Origin of the sequence: Gemmobacter sp. LW-1, assembly GCF_001303875.1 — a bacterium.
Taxonomy (GTDB): Bacteria; Pseudomonadota; Alphaproteobacteria; order Rhodobacterales; family Rhodobacteraceae; genus Gemmobacter; species Gemmobacter caeni.
This window is the reverse complement of sequence record NZ_LJSC01000053.1, coordinates 1-11,025: the sequence shown is the minus strand read 5'-3', so window position 1 is coordinate 11,025 and position 11,025 is coordinate 1. Positions and strand designations below refer to the sequence as shown.

Genomic DNA, 11,025 nt, shown 5'->3' with positions numbered 1-11,025 from the left:
CGGTTCTGATGTTCATGCTGATCTTCATGTGGACGCCGCCGCATTTCTGGTCTCTGGCGCTGTTCATGAACAGCGATTACGAAAAGGCCGGTGTGCCGATGCTGACCGTGACGCATGGCAAGCGGGTCACCCGCAACCATATCCTCGTCTACACGGTCGCACTTGTGCCCTTCGCGCTGGCGACCGGCTTTACCTCGATCGGCGGGCCGGTCTATCTGGCGGTTTCGGCCGCGCTGAACGCGGGCTTCCTTTGGGGCGCCTGGAAGATCTGGCGCCGGGACGAAGCCGCGGCCGAGGCCGATGGCTATGCCACCGAGAAAGCGGTCTTCAAATTCTCGCTGCTCTATCTCTTCCTGCATTTCGTGGCGCTTCTGGTCGAGGCGGCGCTGCATTCCTATGGTTTCGGAGGCTGGTGACATGGCCACGCTCAAACCCACCCATGACCTGCATCGCCGCCGCTTTGGCCGCAATGTCGGGCTGGGTCTCGTGCTGGTGGCCTTCGTGGTGCTGGTCTTCGGTCTGACCGTCGTGAAGGTTACGCGCGGCGATCCGATGCAGGCCTTCGATCATGTGGTGCGGCCCGAAATGGTGCCGTTGCCGCAGGCTGGCCAGCAGCAGGGGGGAAGCAACTGATGACCAACCGTTCGCCCGGACGCACCGCAGGTCTGCTTGTCGGCGTCGTGCTGACCATGGGCGCGCTCAGCTTCGCGGCTGTGCCCTTCTACAACTGGTTCTGCCGCGTCACCGGCTTTGCGGGCACCACCTCGGTCGCCACGAGCGCACCGGATGTGGTGCTGGACCGTGAGATCCTCGTGCGCTTCGACGCCTCGAAAGAGGCGGGCATGCCCTGGGATTTCAAGCCGCAGCAGCATTCCATGCGGCTGAAGATCGGGGAAACCGGACTTGCCTTCTACGAGGCGCATAACCCGACCGACCGCACCGTGGCGGGCACCGCCAGCTACAACGTCACCCCGGATTCCGCCGGTGGCTATTTCACCAAGATCGCCTGTTTCTGCTTTACCGAGCAGGTGCTGGCACCGGGCGAAACCGCGATCATGCCGGTGACGTTCTACGTCGATTCCGAGATCGTCAAAGACCCGGAAGGCAAATTCGTGCAGGAAATCACGCTGTCCTACACGTTCCACGAAACCGCGCTGCCCGAAAGTCAGGCTGCGCTGGCCGCCCCCCCGACGGGCGCGGTAAACTGACAAGACAACGAGGGACCTCCAATGGCTCACGCCAAGAACCACGATTACCACGTTCTGCCACCGTCGATCTGGCCGTTCCTCGGCTCGGTCGGTGCCTTCGTAATGCTGTTCGGTGCGGTGCTGTGGATGCACGGCTCGGGCCCGTGGATGGGGCTGATCGGCTTTGTCATGGTGCTCTACGTCATGTTCGGCTGGTGGGCCGATGTGGTGAAGGAAGCGCAGGAGGGCGATCATACCCCGGTGGTGCGCATCGGTCTGCGCTATGGCGTGGTCATGTTCATCATGTCCGAAGTGATGTTCTTCGCCGCCTGGTTCTGGAGCTTCTTCAAACACGCGCTTTATCCGATGGGGCCGATGTCGCCCATCGTTGACGGCGTGTTCCCGCCGGAAGGCATCCAGACTTTCGACCCCTGGCACCTGCCGCTGATCAACACGCTGATCCTGCTGTGCTCGGGCGCGGCGGCGACCTGGGCGCACCATGCCCTGGCGCATGAGAACAACCGCAAGGATCTGGTGAACGGTCTGGCGCTGGCCATCATCCTCGGTGTGTTCTTCACCATCCTGCAAGCCTATGAATACAGCCACGCCGCCTTCGGCTTTGCCGGCAACATCTATGGCGCGAACTTCTTCATGGCGACCGGCTTCCACGGCTTCCACGTCGTGATCGGCACGATCTTCCTGACCGTCTGCCTGATCCGCGCGCTGAAAGGCCACTTCACCCCGGAGCAGCATGTCGGCTTCGAGGCGGCTGCCTGGTACTGGCACTTCGTGGACGTGGTGTGGCTGTTCCTCTTCGCCGCGATCTACGTCTGGGGTCAGGGCTGATCTCCGGTGCCGGGTCACGCGACCCGGCGCCCTTCCATCCCGGGCGCGGGCCTTGTAAAAGGCGCGCGCTTTTCTTTTTTCCGAGGCTCCGATGACCCGCCGCATGATCCTGCCGCTGCTGTTCGGCCTTGTCGGCTGTGCCATCCTGATTGGTCTGGGCAGCTGGCAGATGCAGCGCCTGCACTGGAAGGAAGGCGTGCTGGCCGAGATCGAGGCGCGCATTGCTGCCGCGCCGGTGCTGCTGCCCGATCATCCCGAATCCCCGCGTGACCGCTATCTTCCGGTGGTGGCCGAAGGGCGGATGACCGGCGAGGGGCTGAAGGTGCTGGCCTCGCGCAAGCTGGTGGGGCCGGGGCACCGGCTCATCGGTGTGCTGGAGACCGGCGGGCGCCGCGTGCTGGTCGATCTGGGCTTCGTGCCGGATGGTGAACCGCTGGACCTGCCGCAAGGCCCCGTGCGCGTGGTGGGCAACCTGCACTGGCCCGAGGAAAAAGACAGCTTCACGCCCGAACCGAATCCGGTGACGGGCCTGTGGTTCGCCCGCGATGTGCCGGCCATGGCGGCCAGGCTTGGCACAGAGCCGACATTGATTGTCGCGCGTGAACCAGTCGTGCCGGAAATCGCGCCGCTGCCGGTCGATACTTCGGGTATTCCCAACGATCATCTGGGCTATGCACTGACGTGGTTTCTGCTTGCGGTCGCATGGGCGGGGATGACAGTTCTGTTTCTCTGGCGTATCAGACGCCGGAACGCATGAGGCGAGGCGATGCACTATATCTCGACCCGCGGGCAGGCGCCCGTTCTGACTTTCGGCGAAGCGATGATGACGGGGCTGGCGCGTGACGGCGGGCTTTATGTGCCCGAAACGGTGCCGCAGTTCACTGCCGATGACATCGCCGCGCTGGCGGGTCTGCCCTACGAGGAAATCGCCTTTCGCGTGATGCGCCCTTTCATGGGCGATCTGTTTTCGGAAGCCGAGTTTCGCAGCCTGATTGCCAAGGCCTATCAGGGCTTCGGCCATCCGGCGCGCGCGCCGCTCAAGCAACTGGCGCCCAACCATTTTCTGCTGGAGCTGTTCCACGGGCCGACGCTGGCCTTCAAGGATTTCGCCATGCAGATCATCGGCCAGATGATGCAGGCGGCGCTGGCCAAATCGGGTGAGCGCATCACCATCGTCGGCGCGACCAGCGGCGATACCGGCTCGGCCGCGATCGAAGCCTTCAAGGGGCTGGCGAATGTGGATGTGTTCATCCTGTTCCCGCATGGCCGCGTGTCTGAGGTGCAGCGCCGTCAGATGACCACGCCGACCGAGACGAATGTGCATGCGCTGGCGCTGGATGGCGATTTCGATGACTGTCAGGCGCGGCTCAAGGACATGTTCAACGATCATGCCTTCCGCGACGGCGTGCGGCTGGCGGGTGTGAACAGCATCAACTGGGCGCGGGTTCTGGCGCAGGTGGTTTACTACTTCTCGGCCGCGACCAGCCTCGGCGCGCCGCATCGCAAGGTCAGTTTCACCGTGCCGACCGGCAATTTCGGCGACATCTTCGCGGGTTATATCGCGCAGCGCATGGGCCTGCCGATTGCAGAACTGGTGATCGCCACCAACCAGAACGATATTCTGGACCGCGCGCTGAAATCCGGTGCCTATGAGACGAACGGGGTGAAACCCTCGATCAGCCCCTCGATGGATATTCAGGTCTCGTCCAACTTCGAACGCGCGCTGTTCGATGCCTATGGCCGCGACGGCGCCGCCGTGGCGCAGTTGATGGACGAGATGAAATCGGGCGGCTTCCGCATCAGCCAGGGCGCGCTGGAAAGCCTGCGCGCCACCTTCGCTTCGGGCCGTTGCTCGGAGGAGGAGACGCTGGCCACCATCCGCGCCGAACGCGCCGCGACCGGCGAGCTTCTGTGCCCGCACAGCGCCGTGGGCGTGAAGGTGGCAGCGGATCATCTGGGCACCGTGCCGATGGTCACGCTGGCGACCGCCCATCCTGCCAAATTCCCCGATGCGGTGGAACAGGCGACCGGCATTCGCCCGGCGCTGCCGCCGCGCATGGCGGATCTGTTCGACCGGCCCGAACGGGTGACGCGGGTGCCGAACGACCTTGCCGCGCTGCAAACCCTCGTCCGCGAAAGGATCGCGCGTTGACGCTTCGCATCACTACCCTGCCCAACGGCTTTCGCATCGTGACCGAGGACATGCCGGGGCTGCAATCGGCCTCGGTCGGGATCTGGGTCACGGCGGGCGGGCGGCATGAACGGGCCGATCAGAACGGCATCGCGCATTTCCTGGAACATATGGCCTTCAAGGGCACTGAAAAGCGCAGCGCCCTGCGGATTGCCGAGGAAATCGAGGATGTGGGCGGCTATATCAACGCCTATACATCGAAGGAAATGACCGCCTATTACGCGCGTGTCCTGTCAGGGGATGTGGCGCTGGCGCTGGATGTGATTTCCGACATCGTGCTGAACCCGGTGTTCGACGCGAAGGAAATCGAGACTGAACGTCATGTGATCCTGCAAGAGATCGGTCAGGCGCTGGATACGCCCGATGACATCATCTTCGACTGGCTTCAGGAAGTCAGCTACCCCGATCAGCCCTTCGGCCGCACCATTCTGGGCCCGACGGAGCGGGTGTCCGCCTTTGGTCGCGCCGATCTCCGCCGCTTTGTGGCGGAGCATTATGGCCCGGACCAGATGATCCTCGCCGCCGCAGGCGGGGTGAACCACGACGCCATCGTCGCCCAGGCGACCGAAATCTTCGGCGCCCTGCGCCCGGTCGGTCTGCCGCAGCTGGAAGCCGCGCGCTTCGGCGGCGGAGAGCGGCGCGAAGTCAAGGGGCTGGAGCAGGTGCATTTCGCCCTTGCCTTCGAGGCGCCGGGCTATCGTGACCCCGATGTCTTCACCGCGCAGGTCTACTCCATGGCGATGGGGGGCGGCATGTCCTCGCGTCTGTTCCAGAAGATCCGCGAGGAGCGTGGCCTGTGCTATTCGATCTTCGCGCAATCCGGCGCCTATGAGGATACCGGCTCGATCACCGTCTATGCGGGTACCTCTGAGGACGAGATTGCCGATCTGACAACTCTGACGCTGGACGAGTTGAAACGCGCCGCCGATGACATGACCGAGGCCGAAGTTGCCCGTGCGCGGGCACAGCTGAAGGCCGGGCTGCTGATGGGCCTCGAAAGCCCCTCGGCGCGGGCGGAACGGAATGCCCGCCTGCTGTCGATCTGGGGCCGGGTGCCTGAGGTGGATGAGGCTGTGGCGCGGATTGACGCGGTCTCCACCGCCGATGTCCGGCGCTATGGTGCCGCGTTGACCGGCTCGCGAGTGGCGCTGGCGCTTTACGGCCCGGTGGAACGCGCTCCGGGGCTGGAGGCGATCCGCGACAGGCTCGCCGCCTGATGATCGGCCTGAGGGCAAAGCCGCGGATCGAGACCGAGCGGATGACGCTCCGCCTGCCGACGCATTCAGATTACCGTGCCTGGGCCGATCTGCGACAGGAAAGCGCGGCCTTCCTCGCGCCCTGGGAGCCCGTCTGGGCGCATGATCACCTCAGCCGCAAGGCCTTTACCAACCGCGTCTACTGGGCCAAGCGGGCCGAGGCGCAGGGCACGGCACTGCCGGTCCTGATGATCCGCCGCGACGATCAGGTGCTGCTGGGGGCGATCACGCTGGACAATATCCGCCGGGGTCCGGTGCAGGCCGGGACGCTGGGCTATTGGGTCGGCGAGCGCTATGCGCGGCGCGGCTACATGCGCGAGGCGATCCGCGCCATCGTGCATCATGCCTTCACCACGCTGGACCTCAGCCGGATCGAGGCCGCCTGCCTGCCGGAAAACGCCGCCTCGCGTGGGGTACTGGAAAAATGCGGCTTCAAATATGAGGGCGTGGCGCAAAGCTATCTGCAAATCGCGGGCCGCTGGCGCAACCATGTGCTTTACGCCAACCTGCGCAGCGACCGCCGCGGCCGCACCGATGCGGGTTGAGCCGGGACAAATTTCTTGCAAAGAAATTTGCAAATTCGTTCATAACGAATTTGCGCGCAGATGGAGAGTGTGATGCTCAACCCCGCCGATCCGGGCTTTCTGGCCAGCCTTCCCGAAGAACTGCTGCGCGCGGTGCGCCCCGCCGATCTGGAAGAGCCGCGCGGTCGCTGGCAGGGGCAGGGTGGGGCTGTGGCGACCCCCCGCAATACGGCCGAGGTCTCTCTGCTGGTGCGCGCCTGTGCAGCGGCGCGGGTCGGCATCGTGCCGCTGGGCGGGGGCACCGGCCTTGTCGGCGGGCAGGTCATGCCGGAAGGCCCCATGCCGCTGATCCTGTCGTTTGAACGGATGACCGCGATCCGGGCAGTTCATCCGCAGGAAAATGTCATCGTCGCCGAAGCAGGCGCCATTCTCGCTGACATTCATGCGGCAGCCGAAGCGCAGGACCGCATGTTCCCGCTGACGCTGGCTTCGCAGGGATCGTCACGGATCGGTGGCAATCTGGCGACCAATGCAGGCGGGGTGAATGTGCTGCGCTATGGCAATGCGCGGGATCTCTGCCTTGGCGTCGAGGCGGTGCTGGCCGATGGTACGGTTTTTCACGGGCTGAAGCGGCTCAGGAAGGACAATACCGGCTATGACCTGCGCCATCTGCTGATCGGCGCCGAGGGCACGCTGGGTCTGATCACTGCTGCCAGCCTGAAGCTATTCCCGCGCCCTGCCGTCACTGGCGCCGCGTTGTTTGTGGTGCCCGATCCGCAGGCCGCGCTGGCGCTGCTTTCGCTGGCTGAAAACCAGTTGCCCGGCATGGTTTCGGGCTTCGAACTGATCCACCGTCAGGGTCTCGATTTCCTTGCCGAAACCCTGCCTGACCTGCGCCAGCCCTTCGCCGTGGCCCCGGAATGGTGCGTGCTGGTCGACATCGGCCTGCCCGCTGCGCTGGATGCGACCGAGGCGCTGATGTCGCTTTACGAGGTGGCGGGGGAACTGGTGCTGGATGGCGTGATCGCGCAATCCGGAACCCAGCGGCTGGAATTCTGGACGCTGCGCGAAACCATCCCCGAGGCCAACCGGCGCGTCGGTTCGATCTCCAGCCATGATATTTCGCTGCCACTCTCGGCGATCCCGGCCTTTCTGGCCGAGGCCGCGCCTGCGCTGGCGCAACTGGGTGATTTCCGCATCAACTGTTTCGGGCATCTGGGCGACGGCAATCTGCACTACAACGTCTTCCCGGCAAAAGGCCGCCAGCGCGCGGAATATGACGGGCTGCGCGATGCAGTGAAGACCTGCGTCCACGATCTTGTGCATCGGTTCGATGGGTCGATCAGTGCTGAACACGGCATCGGGCGGCTGAAGGTGAAAGATCTGGAAACCTATGGCGATCCGGTGAAGCTGATCGCCATGCGCGCGATCAAGACGGCGCTGGATCCGCTGGGCATCCTGAACCCCGGTGCCGTCCTGCGCGCCTGACGGCATTTTACCTTGGCGTAAATCTCCATGCCGACAGTGCCGCCTGCATATGGCAGGGCGAAAGCGCCCGTATACCGCTGTCCACGGAAGTCGGCATGAGGGGGCTCGATGCCCCCGAGGGCCGGGCGGGATGAGAAAACCCCGCCGGACATTCGATCCGACGGGGCTGGGGTCAGGATTGGGGCACCTGTGCAAGCAGCGCCCGAGGCCGGTTCCGGCCCCATGACCAAGACTTGCACCGATTCGGGTTAAAGGCGGGTTAACTGCGTTGCCTCACAGCCCTTCAAAGGCACAGAGCGCATGGACCTCCATGCCCATCGTCTCCAGCTTGCGACGGCCGCCCAGATCGGGCAGATCCACCACAAAGGCGCAGCCGACAATCACGCCGCCCAGGCGTTCTACCAGCTTGATCCCGGCCTCGGCGGTGCCGCCGGTGGCCAGCAGATCGTCGACCAGCAGCACCTTCTCGCCCGGCTGGATCGCATCGTCATGCACCTCGACCACCGCCTCGCCATATTCCAGGCTGTACGCCTGCGAGATGGTCTGTCCCGGCAGCTTGCCCTTCTTGCGGATCGGCACGAAGCCGGTCGTCAGCTGATGCGCCACCGCGCCGCCCAGGATGAAGCCCCGCGCCTCCAGCCCCACAACCTTGTCGATGCGGGTGCCCGCATAGGGGTGCAGCAACTGGTCGATTGCCATGCGGAAGCCGCGCGGATCGGCGAACAGCGTCGTCACATCGCGGAACAGGATGCCCTCATGCGGGAAATCGACGATGGTGCGGATGTAATCCTTGACGGTTTTCGACATGGGGCCTCTCAGAACAGGTCGGGTTTCACTATCATCAGCCAGAACACGCCGACAAGCGCGCCGAAGGCGGGCCAGCCGAGGACGAACCAAAGCCGGAAGGCCCGGACCGCGGCGGCGGGCAGCGGGCCGGGGGCGGTGGCGCGGGCCAGATCGCGGATGCGGTATTGCAGGACGACCACCGGCAGCCAGCAGGCCAGCGCCAGCAGATAGGCGGCATAGGTCAGCAAAAGCCAGCCTTCGTTCCAGCCGCGCCCGGTTTCCTGCACCAGCCAAAGCCCGGTCAGCGGCTGCACCACGCCCGAGGGCAGGGTGAATAGCCAGTCGGCCACCACTATCCCGGCCGCGACATGCGCGACCACCTCGGCCCGGTTTGACCGCATTGCCCAGACCATTGCAAAGGCCGTGCCGATGCCGGTACCGAACAGCAGGGTCGAGGACAGCACATGCAGCCATTTCGCCAGCAGGAAAGGCTCCATCATCGTTCCTCCACCAGCGCCAGATGCACCAGCAGCAGCGCAAGCACCGGCAGGTTCTTCAGAAGCCCGCCGAACGGATCAAGCCAGAGCGCGGGGGCAAGCAGGGACAGGCCAGCCGTATAGGCCAGAACCAGCGTGATCTGTGCCCTTGCCACCAGCACGGGCCGCCAGTCGCGCAGCAGGGCGACCCCCAGCGCCAGATCAGCGAGCCCGCCCGCTCGGGCCATGGTCAGCGCCAGCCCTACGGGCAAGGCAGGCAGGTGAGGCAGGAAAGCACTGCCCGGCAGGAACAGGCCCAAACCGGCCGAGACCAGCCACATCATCGCGAGTGACAGCCGGATCAGCGGTTTCAGCAGATAAAGCCGTGCCTGCCACAGGTCTTGCGTGCCTGCGGGCCGGGCGAATTGAAAGGCGGTGAAGCCGCGTGGACGAACGGTCAGCCGCGCCAGCAGCGGCGCGGGATCGGTCTGCACGCCCTGTTCAAGCTGCCGCAGCGCGGTGGTCGAAACCGGCCCCAGCCGCAGCGCATCGCCGATGTGCCCGGCCAGCCGCGCCAGCCCTTCCGGAACCTGCCAGACCGGCACGGGGCGCAGGCCCAGCCAGCGGCGCAGGCCAGTTGCCAGTTCGGATTGGGTCAGAACCTCCGGCCCGCCGATCTCCCACACCCCCGGCTGTGGCTCTGCCAGCATCCCTGCAATCACGGCGGCCAGATCGGCGGCATGGATCGGGTTGAACGGCTGCGCGCCTGTTCCCACGACCGGCGTGACGAAGGGCAGGGCGGCGAAGCCGCGCAGCGCCGAGGTGCCGCCATAGCTGGTCTCTGCCATCACCAGACCCGGGCGCAATACCATGGCGCCAGCGGCCAGCGCCACCTGCTCTGACACCCGGCGCCAGCGGGCGAAAGGTGTGTCGGCCTCGATCCCCACCGCCGACACATGCAGGCACGGACCCGCCACCGCCGCCAGCACGGCGCGCAGCGCATGGTCATGCACGGCGGCAAAGGCTTGCTCGTTCCCGGTCAGAAGACCAGCGGCATTCACCAGCGCACAATCCTGCACCTCAGCCCAGAAGCCGGGCGCATGGCTGGCCGGATCGGTCAGATCGGCCCGCAGCGTGCGAAAGCCCATGGCCTGCAAACGCTCCACCCGCCGGGCGGAGGCGATGACCTCATGCCCCGCGTCGCGCAGGGCGAAGGCAATATGCCGCCCGATGAAGCCGTCGGCGCCCAGAACCAGAACCTTCACCCGCATCACCCATGCCTTGATCTCACCCCAGACTACCTACGCGACCCCGCGATTCCAAGCGATGCGCCGTCACAGGGCAATTGCGTCTTTTCCCTGTTGCCCTCGCGTGTTACGCGCGTTCCCGCAGGATTCCCTTGAGGGCGCGGCCGATGTATCAGCTCGAGGAAGAGACCGAAGCCGACTGGTGGGAGGTGGAGGCGCTTTACGACCTTTGCTTTGCGCCGGGGCGAACGGCGCTTTCCTCCTATCGGCTGCGTGACGGCGTGGCGACGGTGGCGCCGCTGTGCCTTGTTTTGCGGGATGAAACCGGCACGCTTGCGGCCGCGATCCGCTACTGGCCCGCCGAAGTGGGCGAACATGATGTGCTGCTGCTGGGGCCGGTGGCAGTGCACCCGACGCGGCAGGGTGAGGGGCTGGGCGGCCTTCTGATCAACGAAAGCCTGGCCGAGGCGCGGCGCCTTGGCTGGGAACGGGTGATGCTGGTGGGGGATGCGCCCTATTACAAGCGTTTCGGCTTTAGCAAGCTGGAGGGGGTGGTGATGCCGCCGCCGACCAACCCCGACCGGGTTCTGGGTATCGCGTTGGTGCGCGGGGCCTGGGATGGGGTCACCGGCACAGTGACGAAGGCGCGGTCCTGATCGAAGGCCCATTGCGCAAGGCCGCCGCGCTTCCTACTTTCGGAATATGAGCGACGATCAGTCCCCGGACCCCGCCCCTGAAAGCGCCGATGCGGCGCTGCCCGCGCCCCGGCGCGCGGCCTTCCCCGATTACGAGATTGCCGAGCTTGCCCGGCGTGCGCGCAAGACCAACGGGCCGCTGATGTCGTTGCTGCAAAAGCTGGGCGGTTCGGTGGAGACGCAGATGAACCGGCTGCCCGATGCCGCGCGCAACCGGATCGAGGCGCTGACCATGGCGACGCTGACCCGTGCGCTGGGGGTGGCGGCGCTGGGGCGTCATGCGCCCGATATCGGCCCCGCCGGGGCGCCGCTGGCGGCGGCGATCAGTG

The 11,025-nt window shown here is 65.5% G+C and carries 13 protein-coding genes and 1 pseudogene; 11 read left to right on the top strand and 3 right to left on the bottom strand.

The window, feature by feature from the left end:
- The 9 genes from AO684_RS22395 to AO684_RS15945 form a co-directional block, all read left to right on the top strand.
- The coding region (locus AO684_RS22395; protein WP_235451303.1) for a UbiA family prenyltransferase at positions 1-416 on the top strand (416 nt) is incomplete at its 5' end.
- A 1-nt stretch (position 417) separates the two neighbouring features.
- Positions 418-633 (top strand): hypothetical protein, encoded by a 216-nt coding sequence (locus AO684_RS15980; RefSeq protein WP_054303739.1) that lies wholly within the window; start codon positions 418-420, stop codon positions 631-633.
- Entirely contained in the window at positions 633-1,208 is a 576-nt protein-coding gene (locus AO684_RS15975; RefSeq protein ID WP_054303738.1) for a cytochrome c oxidase assembly protein, read from the top strand. The genes AO684_RS15980 and AO684_RS15975 overlap by 1 nt, the downstream gene beginning before the upstream one ends.
- 21 nt (positions 1,209-1,229) lie before the next feature.
- A complete protein-coding gene (locus AO684_RS15970; RefSeq protein ID WP_054303737.1) occupies positions 1,230-2,033 on the top strand; it encodes a cytochrome c oxidase subunit 3 in 804 nt (267 codons plus the stop codon).
- A 91-nt stretch (positions 2,034-2,124) separates the two neighbouring features.
- Entirely contained in the window at positions 2,125-2,790 is a 666-nt protein-coding gene (locus AO684_RS15965; RefSeq protein ID WP_054303736.1) for an SURF1 family protein, read from the top strand.
- A gap of 9 nt (positions 2,791-2,799) precedes the next feature.
- Positions 2,800-4,185, top strand: coding sequence for a threonine synthase (gene thrC / locus AO684_RS15960; RefSeq protein WP_054303735.1), 1,386 nt, complete (start codon positions 2,800-2,802; stop codon positions 4,183-4,185).
- On the top strand, positions 4,182-5,441 hold the full coding sequence (locus AO684_RS15955) for a pitrilysin family protein (RefSeq protein WP_054303734.1): 1,260 nt from the start codon (positions 4,182-4,184) through the stop codon (positions 5,439-5,441). The genes thrC and AO684_RS15955 overlap by 4 nt, the downstream gene beginning before the upstream one ends.
- Entirely contained in the window at positions 5,441-6,025 is a 585-nt protein-coding gene (locus tag AO684_RS15950; protein ID WP_054303733.1) for a GNAT family N-acetyltransferase, read from the top strand. Before AO684_RS15955 ends, AO684_RS15950 begins: the two co-directional genes overlap by 1 nt.
- A gap of 72 nt (positions 6,026-6,097) precedes the next feature.
- Positions 6,098-7,492 (top strand): FAD-binding oxidoreductase, encoded by a 1,395-nt coding sequence (locus AO684_RS15945; protein ID WP_054303788.1) that lies wholly within the window; start codon positions 6,098-6,100, stop codon positions 7,490-7,492.
- Positions 7,493-7,765: 273 nt separating this feature from the next.
- Here AO684_RS15945 and AO684_RS15940 read toward each other — a convergent pair whose 3' ends face one another.
- Genes AO684_RS15940 through AO684_RS15930 form a run of 3 tightly spaced genes read right to left on the bottom strand, consistent with a single transcriptional unit; the run spans position 7,766 to position 10,025 of the window.
- Entirely contained in the window at positions 7,766-8,299 is a 534-nt protein-coding gene (locus AO684_RS15940; protein WP_054303732.1) for an adenine phosphoribosyltransferase, read from the bottom strand.
- 8 nt (positions 8,300-8,307) lie between these two features.
- Positions 8,308-8,778: a DUF2269 domain-containing protein gene (locus AO684_RS15935; protein WP_235451302.1), complete on the bottom strand. Its 471-nt coding sequence runs from the start codon at positions 8,776-8,778 to the stop codon at positions 8,308-8,310.
- Positions 8,775-10,025 (bottom strand): SDR family oxidoreductase, encoded by a 1,251-nt coding sequence (locus tag AO684_RS15930; protein WP_054303730.1) that lies wholly within the window; start codon positions 10,023-10,025, stop codon positions 8,775-8,777. The genes AO684_RS15935 and AO684_RS15930 overlap by 4 nt, the downstream gene beginning before the upstream one ends.
- Positions 10,026-10,168: 143 nt before the next feature.
- On the opposite strand from AO684_RS15930, the gene AO684_RS15925 reads away from it, so the two are divergent.
- Entirely contained in the window at positions 10,169-10,657 is a 489-nt protein-coding gene (locus AO684_RS15925) for a GNAT family N-acetyltransferase (RefSeq protein WP_054303729.1), read from the top strand.
- A gap of 46 nt (positions 10,658-10,703) precedes the next feature.
- Positions 10,704-11,025, top strand: a pseudogene (locus AO684_RS15920) (hypothetical protein); the annotation flags it as partial.